General features: G+C 58.0%; 23 protein-coding genes. 17 read left to right on the forward strand and 6 right to left on the reverse strand.

Features of this window, described 5'->3' with window-relative positions; genetic code table 11:
- Positions 1–195: 195 nt before the first annotated feature.
- From BN1125_RS06060 to BN1125_RS06085, 7 genes are all read left to right on the forward strand, one after another.
- Positions 196–582, forward strand: a complete 387-nt coding sequence (locus BN1125_RS06060) for a septal ring lytic transglycosylase RlpA family protein (RefSeq protein WP_042011242.1) — start codon at positions 196–198, stop codon at positions 580–582.
- A 96-nt stretch (positions 583–678) separates the two neighbouring features.
- A complete protein-coding gene (locus tag BN1125_RS06065) occupies positions 679–1176 on the forward strand; it encodes a GNAT family N-acetyltransferase (RefSeq protein WP_042011243.1) in 498 nt (165 codons plus the stop codon).
- A 127-nt stretch (positions 1177–1303) separates the two neighbouring features.
- Positions 1304–1687 carry a DJ-1/PfpI family protein gene (locus BN1125_RS19660; protein WP_208854220.1) on the forward strand — a complete coding sequence of 128 codons (384 nt, stop codon included), beginning with the start codon at positions 1304–1306 and terminating at the stop codon, positions 1685–1687.
- Positions 1681–1920 (forward strand): DJ-1/PfpI family protein, encoded by a 240-nt coding sequence (locus tag BN1125_RS19860; protein WP_208854221.1) that lies wholly within the window; start codon positions 1681–1683, stop codon positions 1918–1920. Before BN1125_RS19660 ends, BN1125_RS19860 begins: the two co-directional genes overlap by 7 nt.
- Before the next feature lie 138 nt (positions 1921–2058).
- A complete protein-coding gene (locus BN1125_RS06075) occupies positions 2059–2541 on the forward strand; it encodes a GNAT family N-acetyltransferase (RefSeq protein ID WP_042011244.1) in 483 nt (160 codons plus the stop codon).
- Positions 2541–3044: a peptide deformylase gene (gene def / locus BN1125_RS06080; RefSeq protein WP_042011245.1), complete on the forward strand. Its 504-nt coding sequence runs from the start codon at positions 2541–2543 to the stop codon at positions 3042–3044. Before BN1125_RS06075 ends, def begins: the two co-directional genes overlap by 1 nt.
- Before the next feature lie 49 nt (positions 3045–3093).
- Positions 3094–3924, forward strand: coding sequence for a hypothetical protein (locus BN1125_RS06085; protein WP_084202267.1), 831 nt, complete (start codon positions 3094–3096; stop codon positions 3922–3924).
- Between the two features lie 79 nt (positions 3925–4003).
- Here BN1125_RS06085 and BN1125_RS06090 read toward each other — a convergent pair whose 3' ends face one another.
- Both BN1125_RS06090 and BN1125_RS06095 read right to left on the reverse strand, forming a co-directional pair.
- The gene (locus BN1125_RS06090; protein ID WP_042011247.1) at positions 4004–4207 is read right to left on the reverse strand and encodes a hypothetical protein; all 204 of its coding nucleotides are present in this window, start codon (positions 4205–4207) and stop codon (positions 4004–4006) included.
- A 480-nt stretch (positions 4208–4687) separates the two neighbouring features.
- Positions 4688–5929, reverse strand: a complete 1242-nt coding sequence (locus tag BN1125_RS06095) for a lipase family alpha/beta hydrolase (protein WP_042011248.1) — start codon at positions 5927–5929, stop codon at positions 4688–4690.
- 212 nt (positions 5930–6141) lie between these two features.
- Between BN1125_RS06095 and BN1125_RS06100 the strand changes: the two genes are divergently transcribed.
- Complete coding sequence (locus BN1125_RS06100; RefSeq protein WP_042011250.1) at positions 6142–7146, forward strand: Wadjet anti-phage system protein JetD domain-containing protein; 1005 nt, start codon at positions 6142–6144, stop codon at positions 7144–7146.
- Positions 7147–7187: 41 nt separating this feature from the next.
- Here the strand turns inward: BN1125_RS06100 and BN1125_RS06105 are convergent, their stop codons facing one another.
- Positions 7188–7781 carry a hypothetical protein gene (locus tag BN1125_RS06105; RefSeq protein WP_042011251.1) on the reverse strand — a complete coding sequence of 198 codons (594 nt, stop codon included), beginning with the start codon at positions 7779–7781 and terminating at the stop codon, positions 7188–7190.
- Between the two features lie 605 nt (positions 7782–8386).
- Between BN1125_RS06105 and ygeW the strand changes: the two genes are divergently transcribed.
- From ygeW to BN1125_RS06140, 7 genes are all read left to right on the forward strand, one after another.
- Positions 8387–9574, forward strand: a complete 1188-nt coding sequence (ygeW, locus tag BN1125_RS06110) for a knotted carbamoyltransferase YgeW (protein ID WP_005345731.1) — start codon at positions 8387–8389, stop codon at positions 9572–9574.
- A gap of 138 nt (positions 9575–9712) precedes the next feature.
- A complete protein-coding gene (gene dpaL / locus BN1125_RS06115; RefSeq protein WP_042011252.1) occupies positions 9713–10912 on the forward strand; it encodes a diaminopropionate ammonia-lyase in 1200 nt (399 codons plus the stop codon).
- A gap of 140 nt (positions 10913–11052) precedes the next feature.
- On the forward strand, positions 11053–12270 hold the full coding sequence (locus tag BN1125_RS06120) for a YgeY family selenium metabolism-linked hydrolase (protein WP_042011253.1): 1218 nt from the start codon (positions 11053–11055) through the stop codon (positions 12268–12270).
- Positions 12271–12375: 105 nt separating this feature from the next.
- The gene (gene hydA / locus BN1125_RS06125) at positions 12376–13794 is read left to right on the forward strand and encodes a dihydropyrimidinase (RefSeq protein WP_042011336.1); all 1419 of its coding nucleotides are present in this window, start codon (positions 12376–12378) and stop codon (positions 13792–13794) included.
- A 59-nt stretch (positions 13795–13853) separates the two neighbouring features.
- On the forward strand, positions 13854–14786 hold the full coding sequence (gene arcC, locus BN1125_RS06130; RefSeq protein WP_042011254.1) for a carbamate kinase: 933 nt from the start codon (positions 13854–13856) through the stop codon (positions 14784–14786).
- A 194-nt stretch (positions 14787–14980) separates the two neighbouring features.
- Positions 14981–15904: a DMT family transporter gene (locus BN1125_RS06135; protein ID WP_042011256.1), complete on the forward strand. Its 924-nt coding sequence runs from the start codon at positions 14981–14983 to the stop codon at positions 15902–15904.
- Between the two features lie 159 nt (positions 15905–16063).
- Complete coding sequence (locus tag BN1125_RS06140; protein ID WP_042011257.1) at positions 16064–17149, forward strand: calcium/sodium antiporter; 1086 nt, start codon at positions 16064–16066, stop codon at positions 17147–17149.
- 108 nt (positions 17150–17257) lie between these two features.
- On the opposite strand, the gene yqeB is transcribed toward BN1125_RS06140, so the two are convergent.
- Together yqeB and yqeC are read right to left on the reverse strand one after the other, a co-directional pair.
- Positions 17258–18850, reverse strand: a complete 1593-nt coding sequence (yqeB, locus tag BN1125_RS06145) for a selenium-dependent molybdenum cofactor biosynthesis protein YqeB (RefSeq protein ID WP_042011258.1) — start codon at positions 18848–18850, stop codon at positions 17258–17260.
- 27 nt (positions 18851–18877) lie between these two features.
- Positions 18878–19726, reverse strand: a complete 849-nt coding sequence (gene yqeC, locus BN1125_RS06150; RefSeq protein WP_042011259.1) for a selenium cofactor biosynthesis protein YqeC — start codon at positions 19724–19726, stop codon at positions 18878–18880.
- Position 19727: 1 nt separating this feature from the next.
- On the opposite strand from yqeC, the gene mocA reads away from it, so the two are divergent.
- Positions 19728–20363, forward strand: coding sequence for a molybdenum cofactor cytidylyltransferase (gene mocA, locus BN1125_RS06155; protein WP_084202268.1), 636 nt, complete (start codon positions 19728–19730; stop codon positions 20361–20363).
- Between the two features lie 19 nt (positions 20364–20382).
- Here the strand turns inward: mocA and BN1125_RS19355 are convergent, their stop codons facing one another.
- Positions 20383–20658, reverse strand: coding sequence for a hypothetical protein (locus tag BN1125_RS19355; protein ID WP_156993151.1), 276 nt, complete (start codon positions 20656–20658; stop codon positions 20383–20385).
- Positions 20659–20694: 36 nt separating this feature from the next.
- Between BN1125_RS19355 and ygfK the strand changes: the two genes are divergently transcribed.
- Positions 20695–23805, forward strand: a complete 3111-nt coding sequence (ygfK, locus tag BN1125_RS06160; RefSeq protein WP_042011261.1) for a putative selenate reductase subunit YgfK — start codon at positions 20695–20697, stop codon at positions 23803–23805.
- Positions 23806–23828 lie beyond the last annotated feature (23 nt).

Raw genomic sequence — 23828 nt, forward strand, 5'->3', positions numbered from 1 at the left:
GATGACCGGTAACTAGTTGAAAGGGAGGCATTTGCCTCCCTTTTTACATGGAAGATATGGCAAAGTAGCCGCACCATCGCTGCGGCCTGACAATAAGGCGAGAAGTTGCTTGCGAACATGCCGCCAGTGTCACCGGCCGCATCGAAGATGCAAAAATAGCGCAGAGTGGAAAGAAGAAGAGAGGAGAGGGGAAAGGTGCAACATATCCAGAAAGGGCTGCTGTTATCTCTTTGCCTGCTGCTGGCGGCCTGTAGCAGCCGTTATGACGAGAGCCACGGCGGCAGCTGGCGCGGCTATAGCGAAACCGGCTATGCCAGCTATTATGCCGACCGCTATCACGGCAAAAAGACCGCCAGCGGCGAGTTATATCGTAACAACCTCAATAGCGCCGCCCATATGGAATTGCCCTTTGGCGCCATGGTGCGGGTCACCAACCTCGCCAACGGCAAGAGTGTAGTGGTCAAGGTCAATGACCGCGGCGCCTTTAAAAGCGGGCGTATTATCGATCTCTCCAAATCCGCCTTCGGCTCCATCGCCAATATTCGTGATGGCATTATCAAGGTAAAGGTTGAGGTTCTTTAGTTTGATGACCAGAGCGTGAGATCGCCAGATGGTAGAAGCACTGCATTATATGCATGATTAGAATTGACAATTAATTATTGAATTTGAGGCCATCATATGGAAGTGAGAGAAGTCTGTGTATCTGATGCGCATAATATATTGGCGTTAATGAACCGACTCGACAGTGAAACAACCTTTATGCTCTATGAACCGGGAGAGCGAACTACGACAGAGGTTGAGCAAGCTCAAATATTGGCTTCGTTTGTCGATGCAAACAACAAAGTCATGCTGGTACTGGCAGAGCACGATGAGATTGCAGGCTTTATTGTCGGCATTGGTCAACCAGCAAATCGCAATAAACATGTCTTGTATTGTGTTATCGGTATTCAACAATCTACAACCGGACAGGGATTTGGTAAAAAGTTGTTTTCTGCGCTGGAAGAGTGGGCAACAGCGCGGGCTTTTACCCGTATGGAGTTAAATGTCATGTGTCATAATGTCCGAGCTTGTGCTCTTTATCACGCTTGTGGTTTTGAGGTCGAGGGAATAAAGCGAAACTCGATGAAAGTTGATGGTGAATATGTTGATGAATACTTAATGGCTAAGCTGATTTAAGTTATGTCACAATTTAGAGTTTTGATTACCTTTCTTCGTGAAAAATTAGCATGGTATATTACCATGCAATGGTTATTAAAGTGTTTTGTGGCAAATGTTAGTTCATGCTGATTACAGGATGGATAGAGTGAACTCAGAAAGGAAGCGAAATTCAAAAGTAATTCTATTTTTGTGTAATGGGGTTGAAGAGTATGAGGCATCAGTATTTACAGATGCCTTTGGTTGGACGACAACTTATGGCCTTGAGCCCATACAGTTAACTACAGTTGGTTTTCACCAACGAATTAAATGTGCATGGAATTTTACGATCGAACCGGAATGTCTGCTTGATGAAATAGATATCGAAGAGTTTGATGCCCTAGTAATACCGGGAGGTATGAGCCGTGCAGGCTTTTATGATGATGCGTATGACCCAAGGCTATTGGCATGGATTAAAGATTTTGATGCCAAGGGAAAAGTTGTTGCTTCGGTGTGCGTGGGGGCATTGCCTATTGCCAAAGTGGTGTGCTAAGTGGTCGCAATGGTACGACTTATCATCTGAGTCAGAAACGGCAACAACAGATGCAAGAGTATGGTGTACAGGTACTGAATCAACCTATCGTTATCGATGGAAATATTATCACTTCACGTAGCCCGTCCACTGCAATGAACGTTGCGTTTCTTGTCGTGGAGATGCTTACCTCAAAAGCCAATCTGGAGAGAATTAAAGAGGGGATGGGGTTTCTCGACGGTGGTATCTGCTAAATGTACGAGTTCTTGTTGAAGTAAAAATAGCTTGGTGCTTTATATTGAGTGCTCAGGGTAGATCTTTGTGGCTATCAGTATGTCTTAATAATTTATCAGTTTGTTTATTTTTTCAATATGGCTTGAGCAGGGAATGAGATGGATATTGAGCTGATTAATGTGCCGCAAAGTGAATTTGAGCTGGTCTTTACTGCCGTGAAACAGGGGATTTTTCCCTATGTTGAGTCGCTCTTTGGCTGGGATGACCAATTTCAACGCGAGCGACTAACCAGCTCATATCGGCCGCAATGGTTTTCGTGGATCCTGCATGGGGGAGAACGCATTGGTCTGTTATGTAGCAAGCCATATGAGGATGCCCAGCATGTTCATCTGCTGATTATTTTCCCTCAGTATCAAGGGCGGCAGCTTGGCGCTGCCGTGATGGAACGGCTTCATCAGGAGGCTGAGTGTGAGGGCAAATGCCGAGTCACCTTGTCCAGCTTCACAGAGAATCATAGGGCGATACGGTTTTATGAGCGCCTTGGTTACAACGTGGTCCAAGAGGATCAGGCGTTTGTCTCCATGTCCCGGCCGTTGGGCTGTGACCTCGGATTGAAAAAAGTGGTTAATGAAGAGTTGTGATGGCGATTTTGAATATTTTGACGGCTCCCGACCCAAGGTTGAGGCTCAAGGCCGAGCGAGTTGAGGATATCGCTGTCGTACAGGGGCTGATTGATGACATGCTGGAGACCCTGTATGCGACGGAGAACGGGATTGGTTTGGCCGCTACTCAAGTCGGGCGTAAAGAGGCCGTCGTTATTATCGACTTGTCCGAGAGCAGGGATCAGCCGCTGGTTTTGATTAATCCACAACTGATAAGCGGTACTGACAAGGTGCTTGGACAAGAGGGATGTCTCTCCGTGCCGGATTATTACGCGGATGTCGAGCGTTACAGCTCGGTGGTGGTATCTGCACTGGATCGAAAAGGCAATCCGATCACCATCGAGAGCAGCGATTTTTTGGCCATTGTCATGCAGCATGAAATTGATCATCTGGATGGCAACCTGTTCATTGATTACCTGTCACCGCTCAAGCGGCAGATGGCACTCAAACGAGTTAAAAAATCTCTGAAGTCCGCCAGCTAATGTCTGCGGATAGTGGCTGGCCGTTTTAGTTATGTGGGGAGCAGGCAGAATGAAAGTGGCAAGATGGAATGTCAGGGCACTGTTTGGCCGCAATAGCAAAGGAGCTCAGGGGCGTTATGGCTTATGTGCTGCGTTGCTGCTGGGAGCATTGTGGGTTGCACTTCCCGTATCAGCTGATGAGGAGCAGTTGCCGGCCGAATATCGCCCCTTTGTGCAGCAGTTGGTCGATGCGGCAGAAGCCCGGGATCATCAGGCCCTTGCCAATCAAATGAAATACCCCTTCAAGCAGGAGTATCCTATTCCCGCCATCAAAAACGCGTCGGAGATGCTGACCCGTTTCGACGAGGTATTTGATGACGCCATATTAAAAAGCATCGCTACCTCCCGGGTCGGGCAGGATTGGCAGGCCATGGGCTGGCGCGGCATCATGCTCGGCAGTGGAGAGGTCTGGATGGATTTCGATGGCAAGGTGATCGGTATCAATCATCAGACGGCGCAGGCCGCCAAATTGAAAGCCGAGCTTATCGCCAGGCAGAAGAGCGGTCTGCATCCCAGCGTGCGGGAGTACAAGAACCCCGCTCTGATGTGGCAGACCGAGAAATTTACCATCCGCATCGATGAGTTGGACGATGGCCACTATCGCTACGCCTCCTGGGCCAAGGGCAAGACGCTCGCCGACAAGCCGGATCTGGTGCTGAAAAATGGCACCGTCAGGGTGGAGGGGTCGGGGGGCAATCATACCTACCTCTTCACGAGCGGCCCCTATCGCTACGAGTGCGTCGTCACCGTGCTGGGTGAGCGAGGCGTGCCACCGGGTGAGCTGGTGGTCTATAAAAATGACGTCGAGATAGTGCACCAACCGGTGATCAAGGTGCTGTGACAGCAAATCCACATAAAGAGAGATCAAAGAGCGGCCGGGAGCCGCTCTTTTGCTTTCGAAAATAGAGAGATGAGCTGCGCTAGCATTGCGGCACCCTGACCCCTTTATCGAGATAGAGGCTGCTGTAGTGGGCGCGGTGGGTGACAAACATCACCTGATGGCGGCTGCCGTCGGAGAGGATAATAAAATCGCCCGCCTGGGCGGGGCTTTGCAAGGAGACCTCCTGCTCGGGGGCGGTCAGGCGATCGACATCTTCCTTGAAGGTGAGGGTGTAAGAGTACATATGGCGCTCCACTGCTGGCTCATATCAAACACTCCGTTGAAGGTAGTTGCTGGCAAGGGGGGGCGCGGCGCCCGATTGGCGCTGTTAGACCAAATAGCGGTGATGAGAACGTGCGTGGTTTCAGCTGGGTTGTTTGCTGAGGTGCGCTTGAGGCCTTTACATCAAGGCAATTGGTATCAAAAGCGATGGGAAAGGGGCGAAAAGGAGGATGAAAAAACCGCCAGTTGGCGGTTTCTCTTATGCGATGGGCCCTACTTCAGGGCCTTCTTCAGCTTCTTGATCTTGCCTTCATGCTTGGCAATTTTCTCAAGACGAGCGGCGATCTTCTTTTTGATCTCTTTCTTGCTTGCTTTGGCCATTGGTGGCGCTCCTTTGCAGTGGGGACACATGAGGTGTCAGTGTGGGTCTTCCCTTTGACGTCCCAGAGTGCCACAGGGCTCCTTTGTGAACCAGCACTCGGTTGCTTTAATAGCCAGCTCGCTATAACTGCAAGGGGTCGAGCCAACGCAGCAGTTGCTGGTCAACCTGCGGGCTGCTGAGCAGGGCCATATGACTGGTGTGATAGACAATCAGGGTATGGGCAGGAAGAAAAGCCAGCTGATGGCGCGCTTCGTTGTGCTGACCGAGGGCGCTGCGTAGCGGCACCAGTCCATCGCCAATCAGTCGGTCGGCCAGCAGGCTGCGCTTGGTGGCAGTGGTCGCGGCGATGGCATAACAGTTGACGCTGCAGGGCAAGGGGAGTGGAACGCGGGGATCGCGCAAGGGCACGGCGGGGTCGGGTTGGGCCACTTCGTCGATCACCTTGCCGTGGCGCAGATCCTTGATGCCAGCACTGCGCAGCCGCGCCAGCCTGACGAAGGGCTCGCTGTAGGCGGTGGTGGGCAGCAACTGCTCCAGCCAGTGACCGGCATGTTCGAGCGGCGCGCCGTGGTGTGGTGTGCCGAGAAATATCAGGTTGGCAAGGTGCGCAGGCCAGGTGAGCCCAGCCACGCTGGCATGTTGACAGGCGCTGCGGGCAACCAGTCCCCCCATGCTATAGCCCATTATCGTTATCTCTTTGAGTTCTCCCGGCCAGTGGGCGAGCAACTGCTCCAGCAGCAGGGCCAGCGTCTGTCCGTTTTGTGCAATGGGCAGGCCCGAGTTGTAGCGCAGATAAAGAGGCTGATAGCCAAGCGCGTTGGCAAGTTGTTCTCCGTGATTGACCGGCTTGCCTTGATGCTCGGTCTGCCACTGCAGATCGTTCATGCAGAGGCCATGGATCATCAGCAGCACCCGTCCCTCGCAGGGTAGATCCTCCGGCATCGCCTGCCAATCGAGGGGCTTGCCCTGATAGCGCAGGGTCATGGGGGTGGCGAGAGCATTGTGGTGCTCGACCAGCTTGTCCCCCAACACGCCGTTGAGCGTGGCGATCAGGGCCGCACGTTTCGGGGTTTCGGGGATCTGGTGGGGCGGCGGTGTGGCTGGCAGGCGGCTGAGCAGTTGGTTGATGCCGCTGCCCAGGGTGTTGGCGGCGCCATGTACCCCCTTGTAGACCAGCCCGGTGATCCCGGCTGTTTTTCCCTCATCCCGTCCCTTGAGCCCCATACCGCTCAGTACCGCCTGATGTACCGCTTCAGTGATCTCTACCGCGGCGGGCAGCGCCAGAGTCAGCAGGTGCGCCAGCTCGCGGATATCCGAAAGATGCCAGGAAGAGGATGGCGATGGGTCTGTGGCGTCGGTCATGGCAAGCCCTTGTGAAAGCGGGTGTCGCGTTGTCGTGCCGCGAAGAGCGCCGCGTATCTCTATATCAAACCAGCTTGCGCCCTTTGTGGCGGGTTTACCAGTAACGGGCCATGCATGGCGGGGCTGATAAGAACCGCTTGCGAAGCCGGTCACGGTAATGACAGGGAAAATCACCTCTACTTCGTCATATGAAGCCACATGGAGAGGTGAGGATGTCGCTGTTTAATGAGGTGCGGGTACAGGATTTGTGTGCACGGTTGCTCGATAGCCAGAACGAGAAGGGCTGCTCCCTTGAGAGCCGGCATGGTAGGGAGTTGAAGGATCTGTTGCAGGCGGTGGGCGGGATCAAGCCGGTTGGCCGTGGTGCTCCTTATGTGTTGACCGAGGCGGGACGGACTTATTTGCTCGGGCAGCTGGCGCAGGTCGTTCCCCCCGAACTGGACAAGCGTAAGCAGTTGCAACGAATGGGAGTGAGTTTGCCTGCACGGCTTAATCAGGCCTGCTTTTATGCCCTCTGGCATGGGGACAGCAAGCATTCGCGGTCAGCATCCCTTGCCGCGCCACAGCTTGCGGAATTGTCGCTCACGCAGGATGAGGTGATCCGCATCCGTACCCTCGAACCGCTCTCACTGGTCGATCAGCAGGGTCAGCAGCACGATATGACGGCAATGATGGCGCTGCTGGGGGAGTTGGCGTTGCCGGAGCGGACTCTGGGCACGCTGGCTGCCATCGGCTGGCAAGGGGATCGGGTCATTACGTTGGAGAACAAGGGGGCCTTTGTCGACTACCCGCTGCAATCCGGGCAACTGCTGCTTTTTGCCCCCGGTCGCAATACCACCCTGGCCAAACAGCTGATCCCGCTGCTGCCTGCGGGCGTGCAGTGGGCCCATTTTGGCGATCTCGATCAACGGGGTATCGATATTGCCATCGAGCTGGCGCGCGAGCTAAATCGACCGGCCATGCTCTGGCTTCCCTGTGAGTTGCAACCTTATCTGGATCACTATGTCCGTCCGGTACGCACCTTTGCGACGGACAGTGGCAAGGTGCCCTGGCGTGTGACGATGCAGGCTGATCAGGTCGATGGTCATGGCGCGTCGGCAGGCATTCCCTGGCTCGATAGACTGATCACAGACGGGACTTGGCTGGAACAGGAGGTATTAATTCTGGCCCCTCACTGGCGGAGCTGGTCATTGGAAGAGATAGGCAATCAGGTGTGAAACGGGGAGCCCGCGCTCCCCGTCATTTCGTGGTCAGCTGTTTACTTGGCGTTGATAGGGCCCTTGGTGCCGGCATCATTATCGACCCAGCCATCTTCACCCTTGATGCGGCGATCCCCCTGAATGGTGTAGATGACCATGCCATCCTTGAACACCAGCGCGCCATCGGATTTCTTGGCATTGACCTTCTTGTCGTTGACCCACACCTGATCCTTGCCATCGATGCGGATATTGGCCACGGTGGCGCCGGTTTGGGGGAAGGTGGCGATCCAGTTGCCTGCATAGGGGCTGCCGCTGGTTGCCGCGGCCGGAGCATTGCCAACACCGGTAGCCGCGTTCTCAGCCTTGGTCTTGTTGATATCGCAGCCATTGAGTTCGCTCACCTGAGTGCAGCCCGAGCGCTCCAGCTTCTGCTCATAGCTCAGATTCAGACCGCCCTCCGCTGCAGGGGCGGCCGCGCCAAATCCCGCTTTGGCATTTTCCGCTTTGGTTTTGTGAATGTCACAGCCCTGCGCCTCGGTAACCTGGGTACAACCGGATCGCTCCAGCTGCTCGGCATATTTGGCGCTGATGGCGTGGGCAGGGGCGATCCCGAGCAGGGTCAGGGTGATGAGCAGAGCGGCATTCCTGGACATAGATAACTCCTCAAAGATGTAAGTCATGCAGGTTCATCCGCGCAGTTGCGGTCGTGAACATCGGCCTCTCCTGAGCATCCGAGACAAATGCGCAACTGGCGTATTCACGTTAGCACCTTGGGCCAACCGCGCCCAGCGATGTGGCCGGAAGATAAGGCGAGAGGTGATACGGGAGTGCAGGGGAGGCGAGATAGCAGCAGTGTCAACGCTGGAGAGATCATTCCAAGAGAAAAGGTGTTGCGGGCATTATCATAATGATAACGACAGCCCCGCTGATATCATTTCAGCCCCTGAAACTGACCTTTGATGATAATTCTCACCGATGCCGAGATATCGCCTCTGATTATTATCACCCGGCTATTTTATCGCTTGGCCACCCTATCCATCCTTTTATGGAATAAACCGCTGAAATAGCCACTGATTTTGTGGGTGGCATCACACACTCTAGCCATTTATTAATATCTGCCTGCATTTTATTGGTTTGGCACGGTTATTGATTGCCTCATATCGACGCTAACCGACGCGCTCACCCACAACCGGGATGCTGGTGACATCGTGAGTGAAAGGGGAGCTATCCATATCTCATCCAATGATTGGGGCGAACGATGAAAGCAGTTAACGAATTAATCAAAGAGATCAGAGCACTCAAATCCAACCTGCATGAAAAAGATTTTCTGCTGACCTGGGAGCAAACACCTCAGGAGCTGGAGCTGGTATTGAAACTGGCCGAATCCCTCAAGACCCTGCGCGCCGAAAATATCTGCACCAAATTGTTTAACAGCGGGCTCGGTATCTCGGTTTTCCGCGATAACTCCACCCGAACCCGCTTCTCTTATGCCTCTGCGCTGAACCTGCTCGGTCTGGCCCAACAGGATCTGGATGAGGGAAAATCCCAGATCGCTCACGGTGAAACCGTCCGTGAAACAGCCAATATGATCTCGTTTTGCGCCGATGCCATCGGCATCCGTGACGACATGTTCCTCGGTGCCGGTAACGCCTATATGCGCGAAGTGGGCGCCGCACTGGATGAAGGGTTCGAGAAGGGAGTGCTGCCCCAGCGTCCGGCGCTGGTCAACCTGCAGTGCGATATTGATCACCCGACCCAGTCCATGGCTGATCTGGCCTGGTTGCAGGAGCACTTCGGCAGCCTGGAAAACCTCAAGGGCAAGAAGATTGCGATGACCTGGGCTTACTCCCCGAGCTACGGCAAGCCGCTCTCCGTGCCGCAGGGCATCATCGGCCTGATGACCCGCTTTGGTATGGATGTGACCCTGGCCCACCCGGAAGGGTATGACCTGATCCCGGACGTGATCGAAGTGGCCAAGGAGAATGCCAAGGCCTCCGGCGGCAGCTTCCGTCAGGTCACCTCCATGGAAGAGGCGTTCAAGGATGCCGATATCGTCTATCCGAAGTCCTGGGCCCCCTACAAGGTGATGGAGCAGCGCACCGAGTTGCTGCGCGCCAATGACCACGCTGGCCTCAAAGAGCTGGAGAAACACTGCCTTGAGCAGAATGCCAAGCACAAGGATTGGCACTGCACCGAGGAGATGATGAAGCTCACCAAGGGGGGCGAAGCGCTCTATATGCACTGCCTGCCGGCCGATATTTCCGGCGTTTCCTGCAAAGAGGGCGAAGTAACCGAAGGGGTATTCGAGAAATACCGTATCGCCACTTACAAAGAGGCGAGCTGGAAGCCCTATATTATCGCCGCCATGATCATGGCCCGTAAATTCTCCGCCCCGGCAGAAACCCTGGAGAATCTGATTAAAGAGGCGCAAAAGCGGGTGAAATAAATAACAGCAGGAGCAGGGTGAATATTCATCCTGCCCACGCTGTCGAATCCATTATTTCGAGTTTTCTCCCCGTGGTATCTGAATAACGGATCTCCCGGCGAGGCAGCTCTTTGTCAGGTAACGCCTAGTGAGGTAAGCATGTCCCAATTTTCGCTGAAGATGGATATTGCCGATAACCGCTTTTTTACCGCCGAGCCATCACCGCTGTTTTCTCGCGCCGAAGCACAAAAGGCTCGCGCTTTTCATAAAAAACTGGCCGGTTATGAGCCGACCCCATTGTGCGACCTGAAAGATCTGGCCGCCTATATCGGGGTAAAAAATATATTGGTCAAGGATGAGTCAAAGCGTTTTGGCCTCAATGCATTCAAAATGCTGGGTGGCGTTTATGCCATCGCCAACCTGCTCTGTGAAAAATACGGGGTGGCCATCGAGGATTTCTCATTCGATCTCATCAAACGCACCATCAAGGAGCCGATGACCTTCGCCACCACCACAGATGGCAACCACGGTCGCGGCGTTGCCTGGGCTGCCAAGCAGGTGGGTCAGCATGCGGTGGTCTACATGCCCAAGGGCTCCGCCCAGGAGCGGGTGGATCACATCCTCAACCTCGGTGCTGAGTGCATCGTCACCGACATGAATTACGACGACACCGTGCGCCTGACCATGAAGATGGCCGAAGAGCGCGGTTGGCACATAGTGCAGGACACAGCCTGGGAGGGGTACACCAAGATCCCGACCTGGATCATGCAGGGTTACTCCACCCTGGCCGACGAAGCGGTCGAGCAGATGCAGGCCATGGGCATCAAGCAGCCCACTCACGTGCTGCTGCAGGCCGGGGTCGGGGCGCTGGCGGGCGGGGTGCTCGGTTATCTGGTGGACTGCTTCGGCGCGAAAAACCTGCACAGCATCGTGGTCGAGCCGGATCAGGCCGACTGCATCTACCGCTCCGGCGTGGCAGGGGAGATGGTCAACGTGGGTGGCGATATGCGCACCATCATGGCCGGTCTCGCCTGCGGCGAACCCAATCCCCTCGGTTGGCCATTGCTCAGAAGCTGCACCACCCAGTTCATCTCCTGCCATGACAAGGTGTCGGCGCTGGGCATGCGGGTGCTGGGCAACCCCCTTGGCAATGATCCGCGCATCATCTCCGGCGAATCCGGCTCGGTCGGTACCGGCGTGTTGGCGGCGGTGCGTCACCACCCGGATCGCGCGGCGCTGATGGCGCGCCTCGGGCTGGATAGCAACTCGGTCGTGCTGATCATCAACACCGAAGGGGACACCGATGTGACCCACTACCGGGAAGTGGTGTGGGAAGGCAAGCACCCTGCCTGCGAGTAATTTTGGCTGCGAGTCACTCCCTGCAAGAGCAGAGACACGAATTGAAGAACAGATCGCGCCTCGCCAACGGGGCGCGGTAACGGGCACAGGGCGCTGCCGACGAACAGGCCGCGCACTCTCAGTTGTTATGGAGAATCACAATGAGCAAGCAAATTCCGTTTGAAATGGTGTTGGAGAAGGCCTACCAGTACAAGGCCGAGATGAGTCAGTTCCTGCGCGACATGATCGCCATCCCAAGCGAGAGCTGCGATGAAGAGCGCGTCGTGCTGCGCATCAAGCAGGAGATGGAGAAGGTTGGTTTCGACAAGGTCGAGATCGATCCCATGGGCAACGTGCTGGGTTATATCGGCCACGGCCCGCACCTGATCGCCATGGATGCCCACATCGATACCGTCGGTGTCGGCAACCGCGCCAACTGGACGTTCGACCCCTATGAGGGGATGGAAGATCACGAGATCATCGGCGGTCGTGGCGCATCTGACCAAGAAGGCGGCATGGCCTCCATGGTTTATGCGGGCAAGATCATCAAGGATCTGGGGTTGGAAGATCAGTACACCCTGCTGGTGACCGGTACCGTGCAGGAAGAGGACTGCGACGGTCTGTGCTGGCAGTACATCATCGAGCAGAGCAAGATCCGCCCCGAGTTCGTGGTCAGTACCGAGCCGACCGATTGCCAGATCTACCGTGGCCAGCGCGGCCGCATGGAGATCCGTGTGGAAGTGCAGGGGGTGAGCTGCCACGGATCTGCGCCTGAGCGCGGTGACAACGCCATCTTCAAGATGGGCCCGATCCTCGGCGAATTGCAGGAGCTCAGCCACAACCTCGGCAACGACGACTTCCTTGGCAAGGGCACCCTGACCGTCTCCGAGATCTTCTTCACTTCGCCAAGCCGCTGCGCCGTGGCGGACAGCTGCGCCGTCTCCATCGACCGTCGTCTGACCTGGGGAGAGACCTGGCAAGGTGCGCTCGACGAGATCCGGGCCCTGCCTGCGGTGCAAGCCGCCGGTGCCGAGGTCTCCATGTACCAGTACGACCGTCCGGCCTACACCGGTCTGGTCTACCCGACCGAGTGCTACTTCCCGACCTGGAAGGTGGAAGAGGATCACATCACCGTCAAAACCCTCTCCAAGGCTTATCGCGAGCTGTTCAACAAGGAGCCGGTGGTGGACAAGTGGACCTTCTCGACCAACGGTGTCTCCATCATGGGTCGCCACGGCATTCCGGTCATCGGTTTTGGCCCGGGTAAAGAGCCGGAAGCCCACGCGCCGAACGAGAAGACCTGGAAAGAGCATCTGGTCAAGTGCGCCGCCATGTACGCCGTGATCCCCATGCTCTATCTGGCCGAGCTGGACAAGTAAGGGGTCTGCCGGGTGGTGACTGCCATCGCCGCCCAGCTGTTGAAAGTGCCCCGTCTCCATTGAGGCGGGGCCTTGCTGTTTGAAGTGATGTTCGAGGTGGTGGGGATGAAACGGCTGATCAAAAACGGTGTGCTGGTCGATGCGCAGGGTGAATATCGTCAGGATCTGCTGATCGAGCACGGGGTGATCCGCGCCCGTGCCGCCGATATCCAGCCCGATGGCGAAACCGAGCTGATCGATGCCAGCGGCTACTATGTAATGCCGGGCGGTATCGACGTCCATACCCACTTCAACATCGATGTGGGGATTGCCCGCAGTTGCGATGATTTTTTCATCGGTACCCGTGCCGCCGCCTGTGGTGGCACCACCACCATCGTCGATCACATGGGATTTGGCCCGGCGGGGTGCAACCTGCATCACCAGCTGGCCCGCTATCACGACTACGCCGCCGATCAGGCGGTGATCGACTACAGCTTTCACGGCGTGATCCAGCATGTGGATGACGCCATCCTTAATGAGATGGCCGCCATGGTGCAGGAGGAGGGGATCAGCAGCTTCAAGCTCTATCTCACCTACCAGTACAAGCTGGGGGACCATGACGTGCTGCGCGCGCTGGCCCGCCTCAAGGAGGTGGGGGCGCTCGCCACCGTCCATCCCGAGAACGATGCCGCCATCGCGGCGCGCCGTGCGGCATTGCTCGCCGCGGGTCATCATGAGCCCTGGTATCACCCGCAAAGCCGCCCGCTGGAGTGCGAGGCGGAGGCCATCGCCCGGATGATCAATCTGGCGGGGCTCGCGGGCAATGCCCCGCTCTATATCGTCCACCTCTCCAACGGACTGGGGCTGGAGTATCTGAAATTGGCGCGCCGTCAGGGCCAGCCAGTCTGGGTGGAGACCTGCCCGCAATATCTGCTTTTGGATGATTCCTGCTACTACCGGGAGAACGGAGTCGACTATCTGCTGAGCCCGCCGCTGCGCTCACGCCGCGAGCAGGACAAGCTGTGGGTCGGCATCGCTGCGGGCGACATCGACACGGTGGCGACCGATCACTGCAACTTCTCCCACGCCCAGCGCATGACCCTCTCGGGCGGTGATTTCAGCCGCTGCCCCAACGGCTTGCCGGGCGTCGAGAACCGGATGCTGCTGCTGTTTGCCCACGGGGTATTGGGCGGGCGCATCTCGCCGTCCCGCTTTGTGGCGCTCACCAGCGCCAACCCGGCGCGCCTGTTTGGCCTCTGGCCGCGCAAGGGCAACTTGCAACCGGGGGCCGACGCCGATCTGGTGATCATGGATCCCCGTGGCGAGACCCTGATCCGCCATGCCGCGCTGCATGACAACGGTGACTACAGCCCCTACGAGGGGATGCGCTGCCCCGGACAGATCAGAATGACTCTCAGTCGCGGCGAGATAGTCGCTCGCGATGGCGAGTTTCTGGGGCGGCGTGGTCATGGCCGCTTTCTGGCCAGGGCACCCGTTGATCCGCTGCTGGGCGAAGCGGCCCGAGAACAGCAATTAGCACAGTGATAGACAGAACAACCGAGCCGGTATGACGCCGGCCCACCCTTATCATCGGAGAGCACAAGATGAAACAGCGTATCGTACTGGCCCTGGGGGGCAATGCTCTGGGCAATAACCTGCCCGAGCAGATGAAGGCGGTGCAGAGCACGGCGCACACCATCGCCGACCTGATCGCCCAGGGGCACGAGGTAGTGGTCACCCACGGCAACGGGCCGCAGGTGGGGATGATCCAGCAGGCGTTCGAAGTGGCGGCCCGCCACGAGCCCAAGTCCCCCCATCTGCCCATGTCGGTCTGCGTGGCCCTGAGTCAGGGTTATATCGGTTATGACCTGCAAAATGCCCTGCGTGAAGCCCTGCTGGAACGCGGCATCCACAAGCCGGTCGCCACTCTGGTGACGCAAGTAGAGGTGGATAAAAACGATCCCGCCTTCCTCGACCCGAGCAAGCCCATCGGCGGCTTCTTCAGCAAGGAGGAGGCCGAGGCGCTGATGGCCAAGGGCGAGCGGCTCAAAGAGGATGCCGGTCGTGGCTATCGCCGGGTAGTGGCCTCCCCCAAACCCGTCGACATCATCGAGAAAGAGACCGTCTCTGCCATGCTGGCCGCCGGTCAGGTGGTGATCACCGTCGGTGGCGGCGGCATTCCGGTGCTGCGGGAGGGCAATCACCTGCGCGGCGCCAGCGCGGTGATCGACAAGGATTGGGCCAGTGCCAAGCTGGCGGAGCTCATCGACGCCGACATGTTGATCATCCTCACCGCGGTAGAGAAAGTGGCCATCAACTTCGGCAAGCCCGATGTGCAGTGGCTCGATCAGCTGAGCGTGGCCGATGCCAACAGCTTTATCGCCCAGGGGCAGTTTGCCAAGGGATCCATGTTGCCCAAGGTGGAAGCGGCGCTCTCGTTTGCCACATCCCTGCCGGGGCGCAAGTCTCTGATCACCTTGCTGGAGAAGGCAGCCGAGGGGATTGCCGGCAAGACCGGGACCGGGATCAGCCTGTAGCGTGCAACGCGATGACGGGGTGATAGACAGGGGGCCTTGGCCCCCTGCTGTTTTTGGCTCGGGCGCTACTGTGGCTGAGGTCGATTTCCCATAGATCGTGGGCAGCCCGCCAGCACAGGGGTAAGATAGCCACCCCGGTAAGGGGTTGGTCCATCGGAACAAGAGGCGAGAGGCAGAGCAATGCGTGGTGAGAGATGAGCGGAAAGATCAATATGGCGGCGCTGGGGGGGCTTGTTCTGCTCACCGCCATCTGGAGTTACAGCTGGATCGTGATGAAGCAGGTAATGCTCTACGCGGGGGCGTTCGAGTTCACCGCCCTGCGCTGCCTGTGCGGTTCATTGGTGTTGTTGTTGGTGCTGGCCCTGCGCGGCCGCCGTTATCTCAAACCCACCCCGTTTCGCTATACATTAGCCATCGCCCTGTTCCAGACCTGCGGCATGGTGGGGTTGGCCCAGTGGGCGTTGATCAGCGGCGGGGCGGGCAAGGTGGCCATTTTGAGTTACACCATGCCGTTTTGGGTGGTGATCTTCGCGGCGCTCTTTCTCGGCGAGCGGATGCGCAAGCTGCACTATCTGGCGGTCGGAGTGGCGGCCTGCGGGCTGCTGCTGGTGATCCAGCCCTGGTTGCTGCATCTTGAATCCCTCAAGAGTGCCCTCTTGGCGATCCTCTCCGGCATCTGCTGGGGGATCAGCGCCATCATCGCCAAGCGGATGTATGCCCGCCATCCCGGGGTGGATCTGATGTCCCTCACCACCTGGCAGATGATCTACGCAACCATAGTGATGGCGCTAGTGGCGGCGCTGGTGCCGGAGCGCCCCATCGACTGGCAGCCCTACGTGATGGGGGCGCTGGCTTATAGCGCCATCTTCGCCACGGCGCTGGCTTGGAGCCTCTGGCTGTTCGTGCTGAAAAAGCTGCCGGCGGGTATTGCCAGCCTCAGCACCCTGGCGGTGCCGGTGACTGGTGTGCTGCTCTCCTGGTGGCTGCTGGGGGAAAACCCGGGGCCGGTGGAGGGGTGCGGCATCGCCCTTATCGTACTGGCGCTTCTCGTCATCAGCCGCAAGGGCAAGCGCTCCGTGGTGTCGGTGGCGGGGGAAACCCGTATCAAGCACGGTTGAGTGGTGACTGGGCTGCCAGTGCACGATAAACGGCACTCAAAAGAGCCCGCGACAGGGGACCAGCCCCTAGTTACAATGGCGTGGTCTGACTGTGCTGGAGCGCAGGTATCTGATTTATTGTGATTATTTCAACGAACCTAACGGCAAGGATGAGACCGTATGATGACGCTGGTGTGGTTGGCTGTAGGCCTGGTGTGTCTGGTGGTGGGGGCCGAATCTCTGGTGCGGGGCGCATCTCGCCTCGCCACCATGATGGGGATATCGCCACTGGTGGTGGGATTGACCATAGTGGCCTTTGGGACCAGTGCTCCCGAGCTGGCTGTGAGTATCCAGTCTGGCCTCGAGGGGCAGGCAGGGATAGCGGTGGGGAACGTGGTCGGCAGCAATATTTTCAACGTGCTGTTTATTTTAGGTATTTCGGCACTGATCGTACCGTTGACCGTCTCCCAGCAACTGGTACGTCTCGATGTGCCCTTGATGATAGTGGTCTCTTTTCTGGTGTTGTTGCTGGGCTACGATGGCCGTATTGCACCACTGGAAGGGGCGCTGCTGTTTGCCGGCATCATCGCCTACACCGCGTTTCTCTTTGTCCAGAGTCGACGGGAAAACAAAGCGGTGCAGGCGGAGTACGAGCAGGAGTTTGGTACCCGTGAAGCGAGTACGGCGGGCAACTGGTTGCGCAATCTGCTCTTTATTGCCGCAGGTCTGGGTCTGCTGATCCTCGGCTCCCGCCTGCTGGTTGGCAGTGCGGTTGAGATTGCCCACTACTTCGGGGTGAGCGATCTGATCATCGGCTTGACCATAGTGGCGGCCGGTACCTCCTTGCCCGAAGTGGTGACCTCCATCGTTGCAGCCCTGCGCGGGGAGCGGGATATCGCTGTGGGTAACGTGGTGGGCAGCAATATCTTCAATATCCTCTGCGTGCTGGGGCTTACCTCCATCGTCACTCCCGGTGGGCTTGAAGTGTCGGCCACCGCCCTTCAGTTCGATATTCCGGTAATGATTGCGGTGGCGCTTGCCTGCCTGCCCATCTTCTTTACCGGTTACACCATCGCCCGCTGGGAAGGGGCCCTGTTTCTGGCCTACTACATCGGCTACACCTGCTGGCTGATCCTCCACGCCACGTCCAGTCCGCTGCAAGGTCAGTTCAGCGCAGCGCTAACCGGTTTTGTGCTGCCGCTCACCGCCATCACTCTGGTTGTGCTGGCGGTGCGAGCCTGGCGATTGCAACGAACCCGGTCGTGATGCAGATTTCCCAGAGGTAAAGGGAGTGGCATAACCCGACAGATCGACAAAAGCCCCACCATCTTGGTGGGGCTTTTGCTTGGCGCTGAGAGTGTACGCGCATTGATCTTATCTGCGCTTGGCCAGATGCATCATGGCTTCCAGCACGGCGCCGCCGATGGCGCGGGCCTTGTCAGAGACGGTGGTGGCATCGGCGCGCTCGCCACGCGGGTCGATATCGCCAATCTTGAAGCCGATAGGCACTTCGATGCCATCGCTGAGCAGCCCCCGCACCATGCCGGAGAGCGGCGCGATAATAGGGGCATCCCCCACATGGGCAATCACATCTCCCTCCTGCACCAGATCGCCGAGCTTGATCAGGCTCTTCATCACCCCGGGGGCGGGGGCGCGCACCACCCGGCGGGCAGAGTGTCCCTCGATCACCCCGGGAATGCCGGTGTTGGGCTGGGCAGGGCCCTGATAGATGACCCGCCCCAGATGGTGGCCGCGGTTGGTCTCGATCACCGCATTGCAGTCGCGCCCCGCCTCAAACCCCGGGCCAAGGGCTACCGTAATGGGGGCCATCTCCTTGTGGGTGCCGAGATTCTGCTTGGCGAGGATGGCATCCACCAGATAGCGGGGCTTGAGCTCGGCGAGGGTGGCACAGTCGGGGTCAACCAGTAGCGGAATGACGCCCCGATCCAGCTGCTCGAACGCCTGCTCGACGCACTCGACCCGCTTGGCTCGTACTCCTTCGACGCTTGTTTCACCGTCGAACATCCCCTGGGCGAAGGCGACAGTGCGGCGGATCACCGTGGGCTTGTCGAGATCCAGCATCACCACCTTGAAACCGGCATTGTGCAAGCGCAGTGCCACCCCGGTGGCGATATCGCCGGAGCCACGCATCACCACCAGCTGATCCCGCTTGAGGCGCACATCATCCTGCATCAGACCGCCTGCCTTGCCGTTTTTCACCTGCAACAACTCGGCGAGAATGCTGATGGCGATCTCCTCGGGGGTCTCGGCGCCGATGTTGTAGCCGATGGGGGCGTGCAGCTGCTGCAGTTGCTCCTGGCTCACCCCTTGCTGGCGCAGCGCCTGGGTGAAGGTCTGCACCTTGCGCTTGCTGGCGAGCAGCCCCAGATAGGCGAGGGGACGGCTGATGAGCCGATCCAGCGCCTCCTTGTCCTGATGGTTGGTGGCGATGATGACGAAGTTGGCGGGCTCGATGGCCAGTTTATCGATCACCGCGCTGATGGTATCGGCCTGTTTGAGGTGAGTGCCGGCGGGGAAGAGGTCAGGGTTGAGGCTCCCCTCGAAGCAATCCCCTACATGGACATCAAAGCCGAGCGGCGCCGCAGCATGGGCCACAGCCCGGTTGACGTGGCCGGCACCAATGAGCACCAGCCGTGGTCGCAGACCATAGACATCGATATAGACCGACATGGCACCACCGCAATCCGACCCGACCGCATGTTCGCCGTTGCGCGCCATCCGGCCGTGGAAGATGCGCGGCTTGCGCTCGGCAATGGCGGCCATCGCTTCCTCGATCACCAGCCGCTCGATCATGCCGCCGCCGATGGTGCCGATGATCTGGCCATCGGCCATCACCAGCATCTGGGCCTGATGGCGCGGGGTGGAGCCTCGGCTCTCGATGATCTGGGCCATGGCAAACGGCGTGTTCTCCTGTTCCAGTCGGGCTGCGTGTGCAAACAGATTCATAAGGTACCTCTTCTTATCCTTAAACCATCATGGGCGAGGCGGCTGTGCCTCATCCTGAGCGAAGTAACCGAGTGCGAGGCGAATGGGCTGTGGCTCGCGAACCGCCCCCTGCCAGATGGCATGGATCTCGGGGTGGCGGCTATGCAGCTTTATCAATTCATCGAGCCACGACGCCTCATTTTGATAATCCCCATTGATAAACCAGATCTGGCGCGCCCTGGCCGGGGTGCCTTTGAACAGCCCCTCGGGGTGGGAGAGCAGCTGGTGAAACAGGGCCCAGTCGAGGGGGTCACCGGCCTCTATCCCGCACAGGGCCTGAAGCTCTGCCCAGCGGTGGATCTGCTGCGGGTCGGCCTTGGCCCCCACCATGGCGCCGCCCGTCAGGGCGATCACCCAATCACTGTGCTGAGGAATGCAAGGTTCGTGCAAAGCGGGCACTTTCAATAACTTGTGATGGGCGCCATCCGCTTCGACCAGGATCAGATCGAAGCGCTGCTGCCCCTTGATGAGATCAATCTGCTGGGGCGTGGGGCCCGCCACCTTTCCGGTGCGCTCGTCGAGATGGCTGAACAGGGCAACCAGCGCCGGGCCATCCGGTAGCGTCTGACAGCGGGTAAGTTGACGAACGGGATCCGTCTCGATAATCAATTCCCGATAGTGTGACGGGGCAGGCAGAAACATCCGGGTGGTGGTGGTAATTAGCACCCTTTTACCCTGTTGATAAAAATATTCCGCCAGCCAGAACAGGGTGCTGGTTTTTCCACCGGCGCCGCAGAGGCTAATTAAGGTGGTATGGCTATCAATATTTTTGGTGAGCGAGTTTAATAGTGGATCTATATCTGGAAATGCGACAGCAACAACGTGTGGGTGCGACATAATGACGACCAAAATAAATATCGAAGGGAGTGGAAAACAACGTTGCCAGGAACAAGTGCAGTGTGACTGTATAATAACAGCGGCGGGTTTATCTTCCCGAATGGGTACTTGGAAAATGATGCTACCTTATTGCCAGGGGACAATGCTTGATGCAAGTCTCAAAAATGCCCTGGCCTTTTGTCAGCGGGTTATTCTGGTGGTGGGCCATCGTGGCGAGGAGCTTCAAGCCCGCTACGGATCACGGCCGGATATTGTTGTCGTCCACAACCCCGACTATCGGCAGGGCCTGGGCAGCTCCATCCGCTGCGCCCTGGCGGCCAGTGACGCTGACTACCTCTTTATCAGCCACGGGGATCTCCCCTGTATCCCGCGCGAGGTCTATCAACAGCTCTGGCTGGCACGGGGCTGTGAGACACTCTTTCCCACCTGGCTGGGGGAGGCGGGCCATCCGGTGTTGCTGCCAAAATCCCTTGCCCGCGAGCTGGCAGCGGCCCCGATGCAGCCATCGGTGCGGCGCTGGTTGCACGGGCATCAGCACCGTATGGTGCCAGTTGACAGCCCCGCCATCCTGTTTGATGTGGATACCCCGGAGCGCTATCAGGCGCTGCTGGGTGGCATTCTTGAAAATGAGAGTTAGCCCACGAAATCACCCTGTTTTAAAAAGATAACGGGGAGATAAATGGCGTATCAAAGTGATATTTCTCGCACTTGATCTGATAGGGCGAGTTCTTTTTGAACTGCTCATTAAGTAAATTCCAGAGTGATTGATAACTACTCGCAATACCCATAATGGTGGCATCGTAAATTCTCTCCATTAATTGGAGCTGTCTCACGCTTTTACCGTAAAAAATAGTTTTGTAACTGTAGTGGCCTGATTGTTGCTCTTCTCCTTGCCAAGGGGGAACACCCGTGCGGATACCCCATTTATTCATGCTGCCAATGGGCAGAACAGCTGCAAGGAGATAGCCATGGGCGATATTATGCGACCCGTTCCGTTCAAGAACCTGTTGACTCGTATTTTTGCGGAATATAAAGAGAGTCAGAGCATTTTCGGTATTCCCGCCGCGCAATTCTATCGCAAGCAGGACGAGCGCAAGATCAAGGTGTTCGGTGAAACCTGCGAGACCCCCATTGGTCCGGCAGCCGGCCCCCATACCCAGTTGGCCCAAAACATCGTCACTTCCTGGTTGACCGGCGGGCGCTTTATCGAGCTCAAGACGGTGCAGATCCTGGATTGTCTCGAACTGGAAAAGCCCTGCATCGATGCTGAAGACGAGTGCTTCAACACCGAGTGGTCTACCGAGTTCACCCTGCCCAAGGCATTTGACGAGTATCTTAAAGCCTGGTTTGCCCTCTACCTGTTAGAAGAGGTGTTCGACCCGCGGCTCGACGGAGAGGCCAAGTCCTTCATCTTCAACATGAGCGTGGGTTACAACCTCGATGGCATCAAACAGCCACCGATGCAGCAGTTCATCCACAGTCTGATGGATGCAAGCCAAAGTCCGAAGTTTGCCGAGTACCAGCAGGTGCTGCGCGAGCTGGTGGTCGACGAGCAGTTTATCGCCGAGCTGGGACTGGGGGCGCGGCGTGATCGTCTGCAACAGCTGGTGGATCGCATCCCGGCCAATCTAGTGCACGGTGTCACCCTCTCCACCATGCACGGCTGCCCGCCGAACGAGATCGAGGCCATCTGCCGCTACATGCTGGAAGAGAAGGGGCTCAACACCTTCGTCAAACTGAACCCGACCCTGCTGGGCTACCCGCGGGTGCGCGAGATCCTCGATACCTGCGGCTTTGATTACATTGGTCTGAGCGAAGAGTCGTTCGATCACGACCTCAAGCTGGATCAGGCCAAGGCGATGCTGACCCGCTTGATGGCGCTGGGGGCCGAGAAGGGGCTCACCTTCGGGGTCAAGCTGACCAACACCCTCGGCACCATCAACCGCAAAGGGGCGCTGCCGGGGGATGAGATGTATATGTCCGGCCGTGCGCTGTTCCCGCTCTCCATCAACGTGGCGGCTGTGTTGTCTCGCGCCTTTGATGGCAAGCTGCCCATCTCCTACTCGGGTGGCGCCAGCAAGTTCAATATCGCGGAGATCTTCGAGACCGGTATTCGTCCCATCACCATGGCCACCGACCTGCTCAAACCGGGCGGCTACCTGCGCCAGATCGAGTGCCTCAAAGAGATAGATGCGTCGGACTGCTGGGGCATGAGTCAGGTGGATGTGGCCAAGCTGGAGGCGCTGGCCGCCAAGGCGCTCACCATGGATTACACCCAGAAGGAGTGGAAGTCCGAGGATCGTATCGAAGTGGGGGGCGGCCTGCCGCTGACTGACTGCTACGTGGCGCCCTGCGTCACCGCCTGCGCTGTGCATCAGGATATCCCCGAGTACATTCGCCTGATGGGCGAGGGGGAGTATGTGGCAGCCCTTGAGCTGATTTATCAGCGCAACGCCTTGCCCGCCATCACCAGCCACATCTGCGATCACCAGTGCCAGTACAACTGTACCCGTCTCGACTACGACAGCGCGCTCAATATCCGCGAGCTGAAAAAAGTGGCGCTGGAGCGGGGCTGGGAAGGGTACAAGGCCCGCTGGCACAAACCGGCAGGCAGTGGTGACAAGCACCCGGTTGCGGTCATTGGTGCAGGCCCTGCCGGTCTCTCCGCCGGTTACTTCCTGGCCCGCGCCGGCCATCCGGTCACCGTGTTCGAGCGCGAAGCGGATGCCGGTGGCGTGGTCAAGCACATCATCCCCGAGTTCCGCATTCCGGCCGAGCTTATCCAGCACGATATCGACTTTGTTGCCGCTCACGGGGTCAAGTTCGAGTTTGGTTGCGATCCGGCGCTCACCGTCGACAAGCTGCACGCCCAGGGCTTTACCTATGTCTTCGTCGGCATCGGTGCCGACAAGAATGGCGGCATGCGCCTCGAAGGGGGACATGATCGGGTCTACAAGTCCTTCAACTTCCTGCGCAGCTTCAATCAGGGCAAACCGCTGCCGCTCGGCCGCCATGTGGCGGTGATCGGCGCCGGTAACACCTCCATGGACTGCGCCCGCGCCGCCCTCAAGGTGCCGGGTGTCAGCGATGTGACCGTGATCTACCGTCGCAGCGAGAAAGAGATGCCCGCCTATCGCGAAGAGTATCTGGAAGCGGTGGAAGATGGGGTGCGTTTCTGCTTCCTCACCAATCCGGAGCGTTTTGAGAAAGATGGCAAGCTCACCGTGCGGATGATGGCGCTGGGGGATCCTGACGAGCAGGGCCGCCGCCGTCCGGTGCCCACCGAGCAGACCGAAGTGATGCAGATGGATGCCTTGATCACCGCCATCGGCGAACAGCCTGATTGCGAAGTGCTCAAAGCGATGGGCATTCCTCTTGGCAGCGATGGCTGGCCGGACGTGGATAGCCAGAGCGGCGAAACCAGCCGTCGCAACGTCTTCCTCATCGGTGACGTGCAGAGCGGCCCGTCCTCCATCGTCGGTGCCATCGGTGGTGCCCGCCGCGCCGCGGATCTGGTGCTCTCTCGCGAGCATATCGCCAGCCAGCAGAGTGAAGTGACCATCCAGCCATCGGGCAAGGATGAGATCTACCGCCGCAAGGGGAGCATCGCCGTCACCCTGGTTGACAAAACCGAGCGCGATGCCTTCGTGGCGCAAGAGGCGCACCGCTGTCTCGAGTGCAACTACCTCTGCAGCAAGTGCGTGGATGTCTGCCCCAACCGGGCCAACGTCGCCATCGCGGTGCCGGGCTTCAAGGATCAGTTCCAGACCCTGCACCTGGATGCCTACTGCAACGAGTGCGGCAACTGCGCCCAGTTCTGCCCGTGGCAGGGCAAGCCCTATCAGGACAAGGTGACCATATTCAGCCTGCCGGAGGATTTCGACAACAGCCGCAACCCCGGTTTCTATCTGGCGGATGGCGGTGAGCTGCGGGTGCGTCAGGATGGCGAGACCTATCGCCTGACCATAGACGCCCAGAGCCAGATCAAGGATGCGCCAGCGGCCCTTTGCGACATGTGCCGGATCATCAGCCATGTCCATGCTCATCACCACTACCTGCTGGGGGCCGTCGAGGCCTGAGCGAACCACGAATAAGCGAAGGA

Origin of the sequence: Aeromonas fluvialis, assembly GCF_000819885.1 — a bacterium.
GTDB classification, from domain to species: Bacteria; Pseudomonadota; Gammaproteobacteria; order Enterobacterales; family Aeromonadaceae; genus Aeromonas; species Aeromonas fluvialis.

Excerpts from the sequence above, each read along its gene's own strand:
- BN1125_RS06065 (WP_042011243.1), top strand. The coding sequence starts at position 679 with ATGGAAGTGAGAGAAGTCTGTGTATCTGATGCGCATAATATATTGGCG.
- BN1125_RS06075 (WP_042011244.1), top strand. The coding sequence starts at position 2,059 with ATGGATATTGAGCTGATTAATGTGCCGCAAAGTGAATTTGAGCTGGTC.
- def (WP_042011245.1), top strand. The coding sequence starts at position 2,541 with ATGGCGATTTTGAATATTTTGACGGCTCCCGACCCAAGGTTGAGGCTC.
- BN1125_RS06085 (WP_084202267.1), top strand. The coding sequence starts at position 3,094 with ATGAAAGTGGCAAGATGGAATGTCAGGGCACTGTTTGGCCGCAATAGC.
- BN1125_RS06090 (WP_042011247.1), bottom strand. The coding sequence starts at position 4,207 with ATGTACTCTTACACCCTCACCTTCAAGGAAGATGTCGATCGCCTGACC.
- BN1125_RS06095 (WP_042011248.1), bottom strand. The coding sequence starts at position 5,929 with ATGACCGACGCCACAGACCCATCGCCATCCTCTTCCTGGCATCTTTCG.
- BN1125_RS06100 (WP_042011250.1), top strand. The coding sequence starts at position 6,142 with ATGTCGCTGTTTAATGAGGTGCGGGTACAGGATTTGTGTGCACGGTTG.
- BN1125_RS06105 (WP_042011251.1), bottom strand. The coding sequence starts at position 7,781 with ATGTCCAGGAATGCCGCTCTGCTCATCACCCTGACCCTGCTCGGGATC.
- ygeW (WP_005345731.1), top strand. The coding sequence starts at position 8,387 with ATGAAAGCAGTTAACGAATTAATCAAAGAGATCAGAGCACTCAAATCC.
- dpaL (WP_042011252.1), top strand. The coding sequence starts at position 9,713 with ATGTCCCAATTTTCGCTGAAGATGGATATTGCCGATAACCGCTTTTTT.
- BN1125_RS06120 (WP_042011253.1), top strand. The coding sequence starts at position 11,053 with ATGAGCAAGCAAATTCCGTTTGAAATGGTGTTGGAGAAGGCCTACCAG.
- hydA (WP_042011336.1), top strand. The coding sequence starts at position 12,376 with ATGAAACGGCTGATCAAAAACGGTGTGCTGGTCGATGCGCAGGGTGAA.
- arcC (WP_042011254.1), top strand. The coding sequence starts at position 13,854 with ATGAAACAGCGTATCGTACTGGCCCTGGGGGGCAATGCTCTGGGCAAT.
- BN1125_RS06135 (WP_042011256.1), top strand. The coding sequence starts at position 14,981 with ATGAGCGGAAAGATCAATATGGCGGCGCTGGGGGGGCTTGTTCTGCTC.
- BN1125_RS06140 (WP_042011257.1), top strand. The coding sequence starts at position 16,064 with ATGATGACGCTGGTGTGGTTGGCTGTAGGCCTGGTGTGTCTGGTGGTG.
- yqeB (WP_042011258.1), bottom strand. The coding sequence starts at position 18,850 with ATGAATCTGTTTGCACACGCAGCCCGACTGGAACAGGAGAACACGCCG.
- yqeC (WP_042011259.1), bottom strand. The coding sequence starts at position 19,726 with ATGTCGCACCCACACGTTGTTGCTGTCGCATTTCCAGATATAGATCCA.
- mocA (WP_084202268.1), top strand. The coding sequence starts at position 19,728 with ATGACGACCAAAATAAATATCGAAGGGAGTGGAAAACAACGTTGCCAG.
- BN1125_RS19355 (WP_156993151.1), bottom strand. The coding sequence starts at position 20,658 with ATGAATAAATGGGGTATCCGCACGGGTGTTCCCCCTTGGCAAGGAGAA.
- ygfK (WP_042011261.1), top strand. The coding sequence starts at position 20,695 with ATGGGCGATATTATGCGACCCGTTCCGTTCAAGAACCTGTTGACTCGT.